The organism is Bacillus sp. JZ39, from assembly GCF_053903145.1.
In genome coordinates this window covers 1846307-1862826 of sequence record NZ_CP096389.1, presented here as the reverse complement: position 1 = coordinate 1862826, position 16520 = coordinate 1846307, and the positions used below count along the sequence as shown (strand labels likewise).

The 16520-nt window shown below is 35.7% G+C and carries 16 protein-coding genes and 3 pseudogenes; 2 read left to right on the top strand and 17 right to left on the bottom strand.

Annotated features, from left to right (window positions below; all coding sequences use genetic code 11):
• Positions 1 to 29 precede the first annotated feature (29 nt).
• Positions 30 to 1367: a xylose isomerase gene (gene xylA / locus M1D65_RS09395; RefSeq protein WP_124073247.1), complete on the bottom strand. Its 1338-nt coding sequence runs from the start codon at positions 1365 to 1367 to the stop codon at positions 30 to 32.
• Positions 1368 to 1608: 241 nt separating this feature from the next.
• On the opposite strand from xylA, the gene xylR reads away from it, so the two are divergent.
• Positions 1609 to 2763, top strand: coding sequence for a transcriptional repressor XylR (gene xylR / locus M1D65_RS09390; RefSeq protein ID WP_003244935.1), 1155 nt, complete (start codon positions 1609 to 1611; stop codon positions 2761 to 2763).
• Between the two features lie 137 nt (positions 2764 to 2900).
• Here the strand turns inward: xylR and xynB are convergent, their stop codons facing one another.
• From xynB to M1D65_RS09330, 12 genes and pseudogenes are all read right to left on the bottom strand, one after another.
• Positions 2901 to 4502 (bottom strand): xylan 1,4-beta-xylosidase, encoded by a 1602-nt coding sequence (gene xynB / locus M1D65_RS09385; RefSeq protein ID WP_049140110.1) that lies wholly within the window; start codon positions 4500 to 4502, stop codon positions 2901 to 2903.
• A 30-nt stretch (positions 4503 to 4532) separates the two neighbouring features.
• Positions 4533 to 5924: an MFS transporter gene (locus M1D65_RS09380; protein WP_120028115.1), complete on the bottom strand. Its 1392-nt coding sequence runs from the start codon at positions 5922 to 5924 to the stop codon at positions 4533 to 4535.
• 825 nt (positions 5925 to 6749) lie between these two features.
• Positions 6750 to 7220, bottom strand: a complete 471-nt coding sequence (locus tag M1D65_RS09375) for a hypothetical protein (protein WP_456270850.1) — start codon at positions 7218 to 7220, stop codon at positions 6750 to 6752.
• Between the two features lie 139 nt (positions 7221 to 7359).
• A pseudogene (locus tag M1D65_RS09370) lies at positions 7360 to 7525 on the bottom strand (hypothetical protein).
• 112 nt (positions 7526 to 7637) lie between these two features.
• Positions 7638 to 7913: a hypothetical protein gene (locus M1D65_RS09365; protein ID WP_064671419.1), complete on the bottom strand. Its 276-nt coding sequence runs from the start codon at positions 7911 to 7913 to the stop codon at positions 7638 to 7640.
• Between the two features lie 42 nt (positions 7914 to 7955).
• The gene (locus M1D65_RS09360; protein ID WP_064671418.1) at positions 7956 to 8270 is read right to left on the bottom strand and encodes a hypothetical protein; all 315 of its coding nucleotides are present in this window, start codon (positions 8268 to 8270) and stop codon (positions 7956 to 7958) included.
• 52 nt (positions 8271 to 8322) lie between these two features.
• Positions 8323 to 9225 carry a CPBP family intramembrane glutamic endopeptidase gene (locus M1D65_RS09355; protein WP_456270849.1) on the bottom strand — a complete coding sequence of 301 codons (903 nt, stop codon included), beginning with the start codon at positions 9223 to 9225 and terminating at the stop codon, positions 8323 to 8325.
• 78 nt (positions 9226 to 9303) lie between these two features.
• Positions 9304 to 9840 carry a GNAT family N-acetyltransferase gene (locus M1D65_RS09350; RefSeq protein WP_049140100.1) on the bottom strand — a complete coding sequence of 179 codons (537 nt, stop codon included), beginning with the start codon at positions 9838 to 9840 and terminating at the stop codon, positions 9304 to 9306.
• A 334-nt stretch (positions 9841 to 10174) separates the two neighbouring features.
• Positions 10175 to 10966, bottom strand: coding sequence for a DUF7225 domain-containing protein (locus M1D65_RS09345; protein WP_003245212.1), 792 nt, complete (start codon positions 10964 to 10966; stop codon positions 10175 to 10177).
• 69 nt (positions 10967 to 11035) lie between these two features.
• On the bottom strand, positions 11036 to 11470 hold the full coding sequence (locus M1D65_RS09340; RefSeq protein ID WP_426841979.1) for an SMI1/KNR4 family protein: 435 nt from the start codon (positions 11468 to 11470) through the stop codon (positions 11036 to 11038).
• A 180-nt stretch (positions 11471 to 11650) separates the two neighbouring features.
• Positions 11651 to 11905, bottom strand: a complete 255-nt coding sequence (locus M1D65_RS09335; RefSeq protein ID WP_249852701.1) for a PH domain-containing protein — start codon at positions 11903 to 11905, stop codon at positions 11651 to 11653.
• A 130-nt stretch (positions 11906 to 12035) separates the two neighbouring features.
• Positions 12036 to 12299: pseudogene (locus tag M1D65_RS09330) on the bottom strand (hypothetical protein); the annotation flags it as partial.
• Between the two features lie 911 nt (positions 12300 to 13210).
• On the opposite strand from M1D65_RS09330, the pseudogene M1D65_RS09325 reads away from it, so the two are divergent.
• Positions 13211 to 13316 (top strand): annotated as a pseudogene (locus M1D65_RS09325) (excalibur calcium-binding domain-containing protein); the annotation flags it as partial.
• Between the two features lie 41 nt (positions 13317 to 13357).
• On the opposite strand, the gene M1D65_RS09320 reads toward M1D65_RS09325, so the two are convergent.
• The 4 genes from M1D65_RS09320 to glnR form a co-directional block, all read right to left on the bottom strand.
• Complete coding sequence (locus M1D65_RS09320; protein WP_041850804.1) at positions 13358 to 13846, bottom strand: hypothetical protein; 489 nt, start codon at positions 13844 to 13846, stop codon at positions 13358 to 13360.
• A gap of 246 nt (positions 13847 to 14092) precedes the next feature.
• The gene (locus M1D65_RS09315; protein ID WP_041850805.1) at positions 14093 to 14383 is read right to left on the bottom strand and encodes a hypothetical protein; all 291 of its coding nucleotides are present in this window, start codon (positions 14381 to 14383) and stop codon (positions 14093 to 14095) included.
• A gap of 326 nt (positions 14384 to 14709) precedes the next feature.
• Positions 14710 to 16044: a type I glutamate--ammonia ligase gene (gene glnA, locus M1D65_RS09310; protein WP_015252037.1), complete on the bottom strand. Its 1335-nt coding sequence runs from the start codon at positions 16042 to 16044 to the stop codon at positions 14710 to 14712.
• Positions 16045 to 16102: 58 nt separating this feature from the next.
• Positions 16103 to 16510 (bottom strand): transcriptional repressor GlnR, encoded by a 408-nt coding sequence (gene glnR, locus M1D65_RS09305; RefSeq protein ID WP_014476884.1) that lies wholly within the window; start codon positions 16508 to 16510, stop codon positions 16103 to 16105.
• Between the last annotated feature and the right edge of the window lie 10 nt (positions 16511 to 16520).

Here is a 16520-nt window from a genome sequence, read left to right as displayed (position 1 = left end):
ATTGATAGCAGGATCTGGAGCTTATCCTGTTATACTTCTAAAATGTATTGGTTCAATATCGCTTTTAATTTCTCCTGTCTTCCAGATTCGTTTTTAATTGCTTTATGATTTAGCGCATATTGCTCAAGTGTGTGGAAATTAGCTCTTCCTTCTATAATTTCAAGACCAATCCCTTCAGTAAAGCTGCGGTAACGATGTTGAATCACATCTTCAAACACACGATCTTCGATTAATTTGTGGGCAACTTTCAATCCTCTTGCAAATGCATCCATCCCTGCAATATGGGCATATATTAGATCATCAGGCTCAAAAGAAGATCTTCTGACCTTCGCGTCAAAGTTTAATCCGCCGCTTCCTAGGCCGCCATTTTGCAGGATTTCGTACATTGCTAATGTCGTAGAATATAAATCCGTCGGAAATTCATCCGTGTCCCAGCCTAAAAGAGGATGACCCTGGTTTGCGTCAACAGAGCCAAGCAGACCATGTACTCTTGCCATGCGTAATTCATGTTCGAATGTATGCCCGGCTAATGTGGCATGATTGGCTTCAAGATTTAATTTAAAATGATTATCTAAGCCATATTGCTTCAAAAAGGCAATGGTTGTTGCTGCATCTGTATCGTATTGATGGGTGGTCGGCTCTTTTGGTTTTGGCTCAATCAAAAACTGCCCTGTGTACCCGATTTCCTTCGCATAATCCACTGCCATATGCATAAATCTAGCCAAATTATCAAGCTCAAATTTTAAATCGGTATTTAATAATGTTTCATATCCTTCACGGCCGCCCCAAAATACATAGTTCTCGGCGCCAAGCTCTTTTGCTGTTTCTAACCCTTTTTTCACTTGTGCTGCAGCATACGCAAACACATCTGCATTGCAAGAAGTCGCGGCACCATGGACGAAACGGGGATTCGTAAACATGTTTGCGGTATTCCATAATAGCTTAACGCCGCTATTTCTCATGTAATCTTTAATCATGCCCACGATCATATCTAAATTTTGGTTTGTCTCTTTTAGCGTACTGCCTTCTGGTGCAATATCCCGGTCATGAAAAGCAAAGAATGGTGCATCTAGTTTTTCAAACATCTCAAATGCTGCTTCTACTCTCATCTTCGCTAGATCCATGCCTTTATAGTGATCCCATGGTCTTTGCATCGTAGCTGCTCCAAAAACGTCTGTACCATCAGCAGTAAATGTATGCCAATAGGCAATAGAAAATCGCAAATGCTCTTTCATCGTTTTTCCGCCGATTACTTCTTGAGGATTATAATATTTAAATGCTAAAGGATTAGTCGAATCTTTCCCTTCGTAAACCACTTTGTTTGCGCTTCCAAAATAGTTGATTGAACTGGAATGAGATTGAGCCATGTGATTTCCCCCTTAAAAATAAATTCATTCAAATACAGATGCATTTTATTTCATATAGTAAGTACATCACCTATTAGTTTGTTGTTTAAACAAACTAACTTATTTTCATCTTATATAACCTCGTCAGTATTTTCAATATTTTTTTTAGTTTTTTATGAACACATTAGATATAATAAAGGGAAGATTCGCTATGTACTATGTTGATACTTAATTTAAAGATTAAACAAATGGAGTGGATGAAGTGGATATCGCTGATCAAACCTTTGTCAAAAAAGTAAATCAAAAGTTATTATTAAAAGAAATCCTTAAAAATTCACCTATTTCAAGAGCAAAATTATCTGAAATGACTGGATTAAATAAATCAACTGTCTCATCACAGGTAAACACGTTAATGAAAGAAAGTATGGTATTTGAAATAGGTCAAGGACAATCAAGTGGCGGAAGAAGACCTGTCATGCTTGTTTTTAATAAAAAGGCAGGATACTCCGTTGGAATAGATGTTGGTGTGGATTATATTAATGGCATTTTAACAGACCTTGAAGGAACAATCGTTCTTGATCAATACCGCCATTTGGAATCCAATTCTCCAGAAATAACGAAAGACATTTTGATTGATATGATTCATCACTTTATTACGCAAATGCCCCAATCTCCGTACGGGCTTATTGGTATAGGTATTTGCGTGCCTGGACTCATTGATAAAGATCAAAAAATTGTTTTCACTCCGAACTCCAACTGGAGAGATATTGACTTAAAATCTTCGATACAAGAGAAGTACAATGTGCCTGTTTTTATTGAAAATGAGGCAAATGCTGGCGCATATGGAGAAAAAGTATTTGGAGCTGCAAAAAATCACGATAACATTATTTACGTAAGTATCAGCACAGGAATAGGGATCGGTGTTATTATCAACAATCATTTATATAGAGGAGTAAGCGGCTTCTCTGGAGAAATGGGACATATGACAATAGACTTTAATGGTCCTAAATGCAGTTGCGGAAACCGAGGATGCTGGGAATTGTATGCTTCAGAGAAGGCTTTATTAAAATCTCTTCAGACCAAAGAGAAAAAACTGTCCTATCAAGATATCATAAACCTCGCCCATCTGAATGATATCGGAACCTTAAATGCATTACAAAATTTTGGATTCTATTTAGGAATAGGCCTTACCAATATTCTAAATACTTTCAACCCACAAGCCGTAATTTTAAGAAATAGCATAATTGAATCGCATCCTATGGTTTTAAATTCAATGAGAAGTGAAGTATCATCAAGGGTTTATTCCCAATTAGGCAATAGCTATGAATTATTGCCATCTTCCTTAGGACAGAATGCACCGGCATTAGGAATGTCCTCCATTGTGATTGATCATTTTCTGGACATGATTACAATGTAATTTTTTATGGAATGGACAGCTCATCTTTAAAGATGAGTTTTTTTATTCTAGGAGTATTTCTGAAGCAATAGTGACATAGGCACCTTCTCATATGAAAAAGGAGTTCTAAAATAGAAATCTCCTTTTTCATGTGCAAATTATTTTTCTTTATAACGAAAATATCTAAAGTCGGCCGGGATATGATTACCACTGGTATCTTGGCATTGCATCCCTACAAAGGCCCCTGTGAAGAATCCTCCCCCACGGATATAATCATCTGATAATTTTTTCGATTCCAGTGCAATGTCAATTTTGTGCCAATCTTCTTTGTTAAAAGAATAGAAATAATAATATTTGTCCTTTTCAATATTTACTCTTAAATATACATACTTTACTTCACGAGGAATAACAATTTTATTATTTAATGGCTGTGAAAAAGAAAAGTTGTCACATATTGTTAATTCAAGAATGCGCCCAAGTTCTTCATCATGCGTGACTTGAAGAGCCGTCCAGTTCTCTGTATTGTAGTAATTCACCAATCCAGCGGCTTGTTGAAAATTTTCCGGATAAAACTCAACAGCAGTTTCGGCTTCAAAATGGAGACTTTGCCAGCGTCTGGCTACAAATGCCTGAGTAAATGTCGAGGTCAATGATTCATGACCGAATAATCGTAAATGATTTGGCGCTTGAGTCAATGAACCTAATTCATTCGTGAATGGAATCCTTAAAGTTTGAAAATTTATATTTAATGTTGAATCCTCAAATTCATCAACTTCCGGGTACGTTGCTTCAAATATTGTTTCGGGTATAGAAGGTGCATCTACCTCCAAGCTTCCTTCTTTTCCACCTACTACATAGGGCCATTCATCTTTCCAGTAAAGTTTTTGAATAGCTGTTTCTCTGCCCAAAGGACAGTATCCTCTCTGCTGAAAAATTGAATCATCGTCAGGATGAATAGGACGTCCCGTTAAATGAGCTAAATACCACTCATCTGTATGTGTTTGAACAATGGATGCATGACCACATTTTTGCAATGGATTTCCTGGGTCATGCCATGACGTTAAAATTGGATTATCGGGATGAACTTCATATGGCCCCTCAATATTTGCAGAACGGGCAATTGTAGCAGCATGTTCGTACCGTGTTCCTCCTTCTGCAGTTAATAAATAATAATAGTTCCCGATATGATAAAGATGCGGAGCTTCTGTCAGTTTTCTATCAGTTCCTTCAAATATAACTTTTGGTTTACCGATTAATTTTTGCTCTTTATCAGAATATTCCTGTATAACAATTCCTCCAAATGAGTGCCGATCAATACGGTGATCCCATAACATATTTAATAAATACTTTTTTCCATCCGTATCATGGAACAAAGAAGCATCAAACCCCGAGCTATTTAATTTAATCGGCTCCCCCCAATCACCATTAATCGTTTCACAAGTAACTAAATAATTGTGACAATCTTTCCATGCGCCATCTACTACCTTAACATCCGTATAGATCAGCCAAAACTTCCCATCACTATAGCTTAAACATGGTGCCCAAACCCCACCTGAATTTGGATTTCCTTTCATGTCTAATTGTGAAACTCTCTGTAATGGATGTGCAACTAAGTGCCAATTTACTAAATCTTTTGAGTGGTGTATCTGGACTCCCGGAAACCACTCAAATGTAGATACAGCGATATAATAATCCTCTCCTGCCCTACAAATACTTGGATCGGGATTGAATCCTTTGAGTACTGGATTGGTAATCTTCATTTGGGACTCCTCCTCAGTTTATTTTCTTTTTTAAGCCTTGAAATCATCAATATGATCCAAATAAACTTTGTCTCTATTCTCTAATTCCCGAACCATGTTTTTATATTTTTTCTCATCTAAGTTATAGAAATTAATATCAATTAAAGCTAGAACAAGCAAGAACACGGGAATAATGGTTGTTGTAATTAAAATCCCCATTAATGCCGTCGGGGTTTGTGCCTGATTTGCTACATATCCAAACTTATCAAGAACCAGACCCGGAACAACTCCTCCTAAGGCCATACCAAACTTAAAGAAAAATCCGATTATAGCGTAAATGAGCCCACCCATTCTTTTCCCAGTCCTGTACTCTCCATATTCAATTGTTTCAGGAATAAGCGCCCACATATATCCCCCGGCAGTGAGACTTCCAGCAGCAGCGATTAATCGACAGACAAATATGAGGTAAACATTACTTGGCGGAACAAACAGTAAAGCTAAGAGGCCGATAATATTCAGTAATAATGCATAGTTTAGTAATTTCTTTTTCCCAAAAAATTGATGAAGCCTTGGAATAAACGGTAAAATGACCAATGCGGGCAAACTTCCTATCAAACCGTACCACTTCACCAAATCCTCTCTTTCTAAGTTATACGTTACGTAGTAAATGCCAACCGAATTACTGATGGAATTCACTCCAAAAATAATAATAAAGAAAATACTTAATACAACAAGTGGACGATTAACACGAAACTGCTCAAATATATCCGTAAATTTAATTTTCTCTTCGGATTTTTGAAGAGTGACCCGCTCTTTTGTGCTTTTAAAACAAAAGATTAAAAGGCACCCGCCTATCATTCCCAAAATACCCATGGTTAGTTGCCAGCCAAGAGACTCGTTGCCGGAAGTATCGCTTAAATAAGCAGCCAGTAAGGGAACAAAAAATGCAACGACAAGTCCCCCAAGATTCGCAAATAACATGCGAACAGAAGTTATACTAACAACTTCTTGATTATTTCTAGTCATTGCAGAAGTTAACGCGCCATATGGAACGTTTATCGTTGTGTATGTAAGCGACAAGCCAACATAGGTTATATAGGCATATATTAATTTCCCCATATCCGAAAAGTCTGGTGTTGTAAAACAGAGTATTGCCAGTATGACAAATGGAAAAGCTCCGAATAAAAGATACGGTCTAAAGCGTCCAAATCTGCTGTTCGTTCTGTCAACTATTGTTCCGATAAAAGGATCAGCGAGAGCGTCGATTATTCTAACCACTAAAAACATAGTACCGGCTGCTGCTGCCGATAAACCAAAAACATCTGTATAGAAGAACAAAAGATACGTAGACACTGTTGCATAAATTAAATTACAAGCAAAATCTCCAGACGCATATCCAACTTTTTCAACCATGCTAATCTTCTTTACATTTTCACTGAGCATGATTTCTCCCCTTTTCGATCCTTTAATATGGAACAGTGTGAAACGGTATAACAATTTCTCGAATTTACGGTCAGTAAACTTTTATAAAAGCGCTTTCAAAACAGTGCAAAAAAATATGGTGATCAGCAAGCAAAAAATTCATCTTTTTTCGTCATACCTTATATACCTGGAAAAGGATAAAAGCCTCATTCTTTCGTTTCTTATATTGTTTAGCTCCATTAAATCGACCCTCTTATCCCCCTTCCATCCATATTAGTAAGATCTTATCTTGTGGATAATGAAAGTTCATTTCATTAGTTTGTTGATCGAACAAACTAACTTGACTTAATATTATAAAATCCTTTCGACTTTTTCAACATCTTTTTCAGAAAGTTTAAACAGAATGAATTAAATATTGATTTTTGACTGTTTTGTTATATTCAGTGTCTCAGTCCAAAACAGATTCTTGTGTAAACACATGACAAAGATAATCTATGCGAAATAAAGAATTGGTTAGTGGTAAGTTGCATTTAAGAGTTTGATAAAGGTGATCACAGGATGTATGGAGACTGTTAGCCTAGATTTTTGCTGATGGGCAAGCCCGGTCATGAATTGAAAGAACAGGAATGGCCAGAATAGTTTATGTTATAAGTCCAACCCTACATACATATATCAATACAGGAAAGATAAATAAGAAGCAAAAATAGAGAAACTTTCAACCGGAGTAGAAATGGCTATTTGACTGTCTGAGGATTAATGGCTGTGTTAAACACTATGATTTATCCTTCAAACTTATTTTAATCTTAAAAATTTTAATTGAGACTGAAACAAAAGAGAATACAGAAATTAATTCCGTATTAATTTATTCAATATGTTAATTTTACTTTGGTCTTTATGATTCTTCTTCCTTCTTCTATAACCATCTAATAAAGACTTTTTATAAATCTTGAGGTAATCATCAATCGTTAGCAAATGATATTTCGCTCCGCCATCTTCAAAAATCTCTAGGTTATTATAGTCTACATCTGCAAATGGTTTTAAATCCTCAATGTAAGCAATGCCTATTTTTGTATTAGTTTTCTTAAATTCATGCTCATGTAAATCAACCATTTTGTACCCTTGCAGTTCCATAAGTTTATTTAGTTTTTCCCGGTTTTCCTCTAAAAAAATTAAAGGAATAAGGATATCAATATCTTCTGGGGAAAAGTCCAACCCAGTTACCCTTTCAAGACCTAAAGAGCCATATAATAATGGAATTATGCCTAACTCTTTATTAAACGTTTTAGCTATATTGATAAATTCATTATACAATTTCATTTTACATCCCCATTATTTGGTGATTAATTATTAAGATTCAACTGGCTCTTGAATTTTCATAAGTCCTTCAATACTTTCATGCGGTATATATCTCAAAGGGTTATTTTTTCAAACATCCTGAAAGTCATCTGTACAATATCTAAAAAGCCTTGAAAACTGAATTAAAGAAAAACATCAAAATGATAATGGCTAGCACAACAACAATTTCAAAAGTATGTGAACTGCCATCTTCTTTTTCTCGTTCTTTCTTCTCCCTCATTTGTTCCCTATATTTTTCTTTGTATTTCATCCTTTTTCCTATCCACCTTACTCGACCCCTTTCAACATAAAGTAAAGCCAAGCAATTCTGAAGTTTTTTTATTCCTTCTTTTGACAAGCTCGAAAATACCAATGTATAAGCGTAATGCCTAATGGATTTTAAACTCCAAATAACAAAGTCCCTGCTATAAACCAGAAAAAAGGAATTGGAAACATAATGGCATTTAAGACAATCCCATATACAGCACACCGTTTATTTGTCTTTATTGAAACGAACGCTAAAATGATTCCTATAGGAGAAAGTAATAATGGAAAAAACACCGGCATTCCTTGCCATGGAATTGACATAAATCCTGTAAAAAAATTAATAATTAAGATGGCTGAGATAATTGGAATAGTGATTGAAAAAACAGCTGCAGCTTTTTTAACATTCATATTGAAAGCAAGTCTCCGTTCTCCTTAAAATTGTAGTTTTATTTAGTCTTGAGAAAGTTTGTCAAAATCTCTTTCTTTCATTTCAGGCAGAGTGATATCAATCCCTAACATTTTTATTAATTCTTGTACATAGCTTTTTATTGCAAGCATATTAAATGGGAAATCGAAATCAAATTCCTCTTTAACGCTTAGAATATCCATTGCATACGAACAGTTATGCTTCATACCCAAAAGATCATCATTAAAGCTTAATACATCTTTATACGATTGATCAGATAACTCAAAGTGAGTAACTAAATAAACACTAATAAGGTTTCCACCTTGAGAATCAAAATCTACTAATCTTTCATCATGAATGCTTCTTCAACATTGTCTAGATCCTCCTTAAAACTACTGTTCTACTTAGAAATTAAACATCTTGGTCGCATTTCTCATTCTTCCGCCATTGAATAGTATTTCGGCGAGTTATTGCAACAGGTATTAATAGTAGAGTACCGACAATGAGCAACATAAAAAAGATCACAAACAGCGCACCTGTTCCCGGAACAATTTCTTCATAGGTAATAAAGCGCTCCTTCCCCTGCAGGACGAAGAACCGAGAATTTTCAAGAAAGGCTAGATGAAAAGCGATAGACGTCCATAAGCTTCCTGTTACAATACGCAGGAGTTGAAGGATGAATCCAAAACCCAACAATAAAACAATGTAATCTAATGTGATAGCAGATGATTCAATTCCAACTATATATTGCAAGCCACTTACAGTTATTGGTGCAAGCACAAACAGGATCGGCTGTAGGAGTAAGGCCATAAAACAGTTCCAACGCTTATTTAGAGCATAGTACACCGTCCCCCGAAAAGTTAATTCCTCTGGAAAAGCTTCATAAAAGAAAGCGATAATCATATTTAAGAGCAATGCTGTCACTAAATGGACAGAGAAGTGAAATTGTGTAACTTTGATCCAGCCTAATAAATGGGCGATAGCGAAACCAGACCCGGATAGTACAATCACATATATTGCTCCTATTATGGCTTTCGGAATGGCTTGCCGCCACCCAAACAGTCCTATAGAATAAAAGGGTCTACTAGACATCCGTTTAAGAAGAATGTAGAGCAACGGGACAGTTATTAATGTGACTAAACCTGCTTGGATGCCTTGCTTCAAAAGCTTGGAAGCTCCTGCTTGGCTAGCCATTGAACCGACTAAAGTAGCAAAAAACAAAGCAAATACGAATGTTCCCCAACTGAGCAAGACAGTTCCTAACCATTTATGATGATTGTCTTGTTTTCCGCTTTTGGTGAGATGAATTTGCATTTGGATACCCCTCTCACATCATTCATATTAAGCACTATAAGCCCTACTATCACTATACGTTCTATAGCTGTTATGGTTTCAAATTCCTGCATTACCCCTCTTACAATTCCACTCTTCCTCTAAAATAGCGTAATAATATTCATCCCACCATTCATTGCCTTTCGGAATACATTTTTTAAAAAATCCTTCTCTTCTCATTCCGATCTTCTCCATAACTCGGTATGAAGGAATATTCTCAGGTTGACACGTAGCTATAATCCTATGTAAGTTCATTTCTTTAAATCCATATTCCAAGATAGCTTGGGCTGCCTCAGAAGCATACCCTTTATTTTGATAATTGGGATTAAACACCCACCCAATTTCGTATGTATGTTCACCAAAATACTTATAAAAAACAATATGGCCTATAAGAAAGTCTTCATCTATTAGTATGACAGGGAATTTTTCAGCGTTATCACCTTTGTTTTTATTTACAAATGCCTTTGCATCTTCTTCAGTATAAACCCCTTCAGGTATATACTTCATTACATTACTATCAGATGTATACTCATATACTGCTTGCCAATCTTTGAATTCAAATTCACGTATCAATAACCTTTTTGTTGTTATGTGCATTAAAGCAACTCCCCTCTAATATACTTAATCTTTATTTCAATATGAAGACAACAATAACCTCTTTAAAACTATTCTTATTCAACAATATTGCCTCTTGCTAGAACAACTCAAGGATTACTGACTGTGAACAAGCAATGGAATATGATTCTCCAAAATAATCCCCCTATCCTTCTCTGAGGGGTAATATGGGGAATTTATGACAAAACTAAAGACGAAGTAAGATCATTTACTGTGGATGCAACTCGTAAGCCAGATTGCAAAGATAAAATATGTAAGAATTAAACAAACATCCTCTTACAATAAGTAAGAGGATGTTTGTTACCAACAAGATTGTTTAATTTAATTGGTATTCCTTATTAAGCTTTTTAAGAAGTGAAATTTCAACTTCGTATTGGCTTCCATAAATTCTGCTTATTTTTTGCACTTCTTCCTTTGAGCCGAAGAAAATAACTTTAAAATCATCATTTACGTATTGAACTACAAAAAAATCATCAAAATCATAAAATGTATTTTTATTTATCGAAATAAAACCACTTGATTGAGCTGTTGTTTTTACACTAATCCGTCTGCCATCACTCACAACATCAAATCCATGCTGATTAGTTTGACGTGCCAGAGTGCCGTTGGTTTGGATTGCACAAATGAATTCACCGATTCTGCCAATTAAATGCCTCAATTCTGTAGGCTTACAGTTCAATACATTCATTTCATATCTCAGGATTTGGTTATATTCATTATAAAGGTTTACAAGTTGTTCTTTACTAATGATTTCGGCTTGATCATTTATTTGGTTATTAGTAACAGAAGCTTCTCGGAGTGATTTAACACCGTTTACCCATTCGCCTACGATAACTTCCTTATCTTCCCCTTTTGATTTTCTGAAAATAAGTCCTGTATAAAGAGAGTTTTCACCTAAGTATTTGTAAGAACTTCTATTCATATATTCAAAGAGGTGCTTATTAAAAGAAATCCCCTTATTATACCGGTTATAACAATAATCTGATAAAATAATGCTATCCGGATTAGTTCCGTATTTTTCTTGAAGGGTTTTCTTTACTTCTTGAGGTGAAACCAACTCATTGATCTTATTTTTCAAAGCATCCTTAATTTGCTCGTAAATTGTCATTATACTTCCCTCAAATTGCAGATTCTTTGGTTGTTGAAATTAGTCATAATTTTTTCTTTTGCCGAAGTGTTATTCTGAAACCAGTTTATAGTACTCTTGGAGATTCGGATTTACTTCCCAATATTTCGTTCCATTTGAAGACACTAGCATATCAAACCATATCTCGAAATTAGAATCTAAGTTAATCTCATCTTCAATATCATCAATTGAGTCTAGATATAGCATATAACCTAATCCATTTTTTGATTTGTTTGTGTCTATGACATATCTTCCATCAAAATGATATCCAATTAAAACGTATCCCTCTGGGAAATCTTGAACCTCATTATATTCAATGATTCCCTCTAAGCTAAGTATTTCAATCCCATCAAACATTTCCATCCCATTGTGCTGTAACAAAAACTCTTTATAGTCATTAGGGAAAGTAACACCTAGCTTCTGTTCTATATCGCTAATTTCTTGAGGACTAGCAGGATCTTTGAAATGAAAAGTAGCATCTTCCATGACATATCCTCCATGATGAAACATAGGGAATGTACCATATTTAGAAACTGCTTTCTTAATACCATCTAGAGTCATGTGAACTAACTTTCCTTCTTCCATAAATGCTCCTCCTTAAATCACCTCATTAAATTTTTCCCACACAGAACATTAATAAATAAATTTAAAAGGGGCATAAACTGTTTATAAAGAAACAATTTTATTCATAATTAAAGCAGCATTAGTGGTGAACAAAATGTAAGTGTGATTTGCTGTTTTAATCACTACCCTATCCGTAGAGCCATAAGGAAACCCCATCCTAACTGCACTTTTTTCCTCTCCCCCATAGTTTGGATCAAGAAATACATCATTGATTTCTTTGATTGGGATTTCAATTTTGGATAGCTGCCAATTGATAATTAAGTTTTCATTTGATTTTTCAACGTTGATTCCAAGCATAAAAACATTCCCCTTTTGACTATGAATTCAGTGCAACAAACACGCTTTAAAATTCAATAAATCCAAAAAAGTAATACTTCGGGAAATATGACTATAAGCAAAAGAGCCCTTTCAGGCCCTTATTTTTCTTTTACCCTTGGTATGAATTTGTTACAAACTCTTTTGCTTTATTAGCAACAGCTTCCCAAGTGGCGGCAGCATGATCAAGATCCGCAGAAAGCTTATTGATATCCTCATTCTCAAACCCTTGGGCGAGTGAATAAAATTGATTTGCTATAGAATGCCAGATGCCTTCGATTTGTCCTATAAACTCCTTAGACTTTTCTGCTTGGGCTATTACATTAACCAGGTCTATATTGATACTGTGAAGCATCCCCAAAACTTTTACTTCTAAAGAAAGTTGTGCATCCATATTGTTTAACATATTCAGAAAATGATCAATTTGTTGTTTAACTGATTGTATATCAGAACACTCTAATATTTCAGATACAATAAAACCAAATAGAGGCCCTAGATCAAAGCTGAATTTTACTTTCTCATTAATATCATGACCTTCAACAAATATACCCAATAATTTTTTTAATTCTAAAAACATATTTATTGAATCATGTATCTCACTCTCATCATTATACTGTGAATCTAAATATGCGACTTCTTTTTCTAAAGAATTATTCAATTGTCTAACACCTATACAGTCGTTACTACCTTGAAGGAGGGAATTTAATTGGTTTTGAACCTCTTTCATAGACTGTTGTTGTTGATTGAGTTCTCCAGCAAGCATTGAACAGGAAGACTGAAATTGCTTCGCAGCCTCTTGTCTTCCTTGTTCATTGCTATCGATAGACATTATTTGTAATAATTTTATATCCCTATTTATCGTTCTAGTTGCAAAAGCTCCAATATTATTAATATCGTTAACCATATTAAGAACACTGCTGAATAAATTCTCCATCCACCAGTTACACAACTGTTTATATTCATTAAGAACATTATATATTTTTTGAAAATCTTGAGGAATTCCAACGTCATTCGGTATAGCCAAATAAGTTTTCATCTCTTCATTGCTCACAGGTAAACCCGATCCTGTAAGAATATCCGCTTGAGTATTTGCCCAGAATCTAGTAGATATTAAAAGCCCCTCTTTTTCTAAAAGGCCTTGAGGCCCATATGGAGATGTTGAATCTAAAACTTTTTCATATTTCATTTTTAATCCACCTTTCATATTTCCAACGCTATATTTAATATAACAAAAAAATTCAATTATTCATTATTTTTTTATTTTTTCAAATCCTAGATATAAATGAAGAAACGTTTAAAAATTGACTGAGTTAAGAAAGAGATATCTGAATGGAGTGCCTAGTTCTCCTCCCTGCTTTACCAACATAAAATGGACAAGGATCAAGACAACTAAGCAAATGAACGTTGATTGAAAGCTCTTTGCGGCTTTCTTTTTTATTTCTTGAATTGTTTGTCATTGAGTAAAAATATTAGCGTTTCTTCAATTTCTTTTTCTAAGTCATTATTATTTAAATCGAATAATGTTCCATAACCTGTACCCTTATATCCACCGTAGTAATACCACAAATCCATTGTGAAACAGTCTAATTCTTCATCACAGACTATTGCAGGTTGATAGTAATTAATTGCTATTTGTGAACGGTACTCTTTTTCAAAACATCTCTCAGCTGTAAAATCATTTAGCACATCTCCATCTATGTCTCTACAAATTTTGATGCTAAGGTTTGGTTTACCCTGTGCTTCAAAAACATCTATATACTTATTCTGCAGCTTTTTCGATACTACTTCCCCCTGGCTCTCCAACTCAAATATCATTTGTTTTAATTCTAGATTAAAATCCTTTTCTGGAATCTGTATATAATCTTCATCGCTTGGGCTTTGATTTTTCTGTTTCTTGAGTAATTGACTTAAAGCTTTCCACACATTGTTGTCCTCCTATGATAGCTTCTTTAGACGTGCCTCTATTGAAATGGTCATTTGGTGATCAGCTTCACGAAATGCCTCAGCAAATGTTTCAATTCCGGTATCCTAGAAACATGGCGTTCGATAATCATGCCCACGGATGCCCCAGCTGTGTGGACCAGTTGCAAGCATAAACATTCTGCGATTCATCACCGACCTTGTCAAAGGGATGTTAAATAAAAAAAGAACCTTAATTTTTCCATTGGCTTATTGGCTTACTTTTGAAAATTTATAAATTATTATTATATTGAACAGTGTTGGTATGATGTATACAAGACCAGTTCCAAGTAGACCTATTACTGAACTAGCAATTAATAATATGTTGAAGACTGGTTTATTATTTGTCTGGATTGAAGCAAGCATGGTTATAATTCCCGCCAAAGCACCTAAAAACCATAAATTCCCCAAAGTGTAAGAGTCATCTATAACCGCAAACAGTTGAGCCAGTACAGAAAAAACCGCTCCTAATCCCCCGGAAAAGATAGTCAATTTTTTCATAGAAATCTCCTTTTTGAAAATTGATTTAGATTTCAACGTAATTATGGATTTATTTGGTGATGGTGTCAATGATAAACATCTACTTCACTTATCTTATTATTGCTGGTAGAAGTATTGAACAATGGAATTATCATAGAGTTTGTCGAATTATTTATGCGTATTACTTTCCTTAAGCATAGAATTATTTTCCTAATTGAAAATTTAGTACATAGACTTATTAGTGACATAGATAAAAGTGACCCTGCTTTTTAGCAGTGCCGCTCCATGATTTATTACCTATTAACATAAAAATCCCTTGACACCAATAGTGCCAAGGGATTGAGAGATTAATACTGAGACATATACTGTTCGCGTTCCCAAGGGTGAACTTGCGTGCGGAACATATCCCATTCGATTTCTTTTGCTTCGATGAAGTGTTCGAATAGGTGCTCGCCCAGCGCTTTGACCATGACTTCGTTTGATTTGAATTCTTCTAGTGCTTCCGCAAGTGTTGCTGGAAGGTCAACGATTCCGTTTTCCATGCGCTCTTCTTTGCTCATCACATAGATGTTGCGGTCGATTGGAGCCGGCGCTTCCAGTTTGTTTTTGATTCCGTCTAATCCTGCAGCAAGCAATACGCTAAGTGCAAGGTATGGGTTTGCAGCTGGGTCTACGCTGCGTACTTCAACACGTGTGCTAATTCCGCGAGAAGCCGGGATACGGATAAGCGGGCTTCTGTTTTGCGCGCTCCATGCTACATAACAAGGTGCTTCATAGCCAGGAACAAGACGTTTGTAAGAGTTTACTGTCGGGTTTGTTACTGCTGTAAAGCTTGTTGCGTGCTTCACGATACCTGCGATGAAGTGTTTTGCTGTTTCACTTAACTGAAGATCTGCGCTTTCATCAAAGAATGCGTTAACACCATTTTTGAAGAGTGATAGATTGCAGTGCATACCTGAACCGTTCACACCGAACAATGGTTTTGGCATAAATGTCGCATGTAGGCCGTGTTTGCGGGCAATTGTTTTGACAACTAGTTTAAATGTTTGGATGTCATCACAAGAGCGGACTGCTCCAGCATATTTAAAGTCGATTTCGTGCTGACCAGGTGCTACTTCGTGGTGAGACGCTTCGATTTCAAAGCCCATCTCTTCAAGCTCAAGTACGATATCGCGGCGGCAGTTTTCTCCTAAATCAGTTGGAGCTAAGTCGAAATATCCGCCTTTGTCGTTTAGTTCAAGCGTCGGCTCGCCTTTTTCGTCCAATTTGAATAAGAAGAATTCAGGCTCAGGTCCAAGGTTAAAATCACTGAAGCCGAGGTCTTCCATTTCTTTCAGAATCCGTTTTAAGTTGTTTCGCGGGTCACCTTCGAAAGGTGTGCCATCCGGATTGTAAATATCACAGATGAAACGTGCTACTTTACCTTTTTCAGCTGTCCATGGGAAGATAACAAATGTATTTAGATCTGGATACAGGTACATGTCTGACTCTTCGATACGAACGAATCCCTCAATAGAAGAACCGTCAAACATGACTTTATTATCAAGCGCTTTTCCAAGCTGGCTTACAGGAATCTCAACATTCTTGATTGTTCCAAGAATGTCAGTAAATTGAAGGCGGATATACTTCACGTTTTCTTCTTTTACTAATTTTTCGATATCTTCTCTAGTGTACTTTGCCATTTGGTAAAATTCCTCCTCTTAAAAGGTAAATGTATATAGCAAAACAGTTGCTAACGGATTAATGAAAGAAGCGGGACATGTCGCCTTGACGGAATGTATTCCCTCTTTGAAAACGGCCGGCTTGCATGAGCTCGTTTTTCAGGAGCTGTCTCAGTTCGTCATCGGACAGATCATGTTTCATTGGTTTTTTCGTCTTCTCGCTTTGTTTTTGCTCTGGCTCGGCTTCGGCTTTCGCCAGAATCTGTTTAATTCCTGCCATGTTTACACCTTGTTCTATCAGGTGCTTGATTTCTAACAGTTTATCTACATCATGAAATGAAAATAATCGTCTATTCCCTTCACTTCTGGCTGGAAATATTAGTCCATTTTCCTCATAATATCGAATTTGTCTTGCTGATAACTCAGTTAACTGCATGACAATTCCTATTGGAAATAAAGGCATTGAGCGGCGAATATTATCACTCATCTCAATTTCC

Coding starts and splice junctions, on each gene's coding strand:
- xylA (WP_124073247.1), bottom strand. CDS start 1,367: ATGGCTCAATCTCATTCCAGTTCAATCAACTATTTTGGAAGCGCAAAC.
- xynB (WP_049140110.1), bottom strand. CDS start 4,502: ATGAAGATTACCAATCCAGTACTCAAAGGATTCAATCCCGATCCAAGT.
- M1D65_RS09380 (WP_120028115.1), bottom strand. CDS start 5,924: ATGCTCAGTGAAAATGTAAAGAAGATTAGCATGGTTGAAAAAGTTGGA.
- M1D65_RS09375 (WP_456270850.1), bottom strand. CDS start 7,220: ATGAAATTGTATAATGAATTTATCAATATAGCTAAAACGTTTAATAAA.
- M1D65_RS09365 (WP_064671419.1), bottom strand. CDS start 7,913: ATGAATGTTAAAAAAGCTGCAGCTGTTTTTTCAATCACTATTCCAATT.
- M1D65_RS09355 (WP_456270849.1), bottom strand. CDS start 9,225: ATGCAAATTCATCTCACCAAAAGCGGAAAACAAGACAATCATCATAAA.
- M1D65_RS09350 (WP_049140100.1), bottom strand. CDS start 9,840: ATGCACATAACAACAAAAAGGTTATTGATACGTGAATTTGAATTCAAA.
- M1D65_RS09345 (WP_003245212.1), bottom strand. CDS start 10,966: ATGACAATTTACGAGCAAATTAAGGATGCTTTGAAAAATAAGATCAAT.
- M1D65_RS09340 (WP_426841979.1), bottom strand. CDS start 11,470: ATGGAAGATGCTACTTTTCATTTCAAAGATCCTGCTAGTCCTCAAGAA.
- M1D65_RS09335 (WP_249852701.1), bottom strand. CDS start 11,905: ATGCTTGGAATCAACGTTGAAAAATCAAATGAAAACTTAATTATCAAT.
- M1D65_RS09315 (WP_041850805.1), bottom strand. CDS start 14,383: ATGAAAAAATTGACTATCTTTTCCGGGGGATTAGGAGCGGTTTTTTCT.
- glnA (WP_015252037.1), bottom strand. CDS start 16,044: ATGGCAAAGTACACTAGAGAAGATATCGAAAAATTAGTAAAAGAAGAA.
- glnR (WP_014476884.1), bottom strand. CDS start 16,510: ATGAGTGATAATATTCGCCGCTCAATGCCTTTATTTCCAATAGGAATT.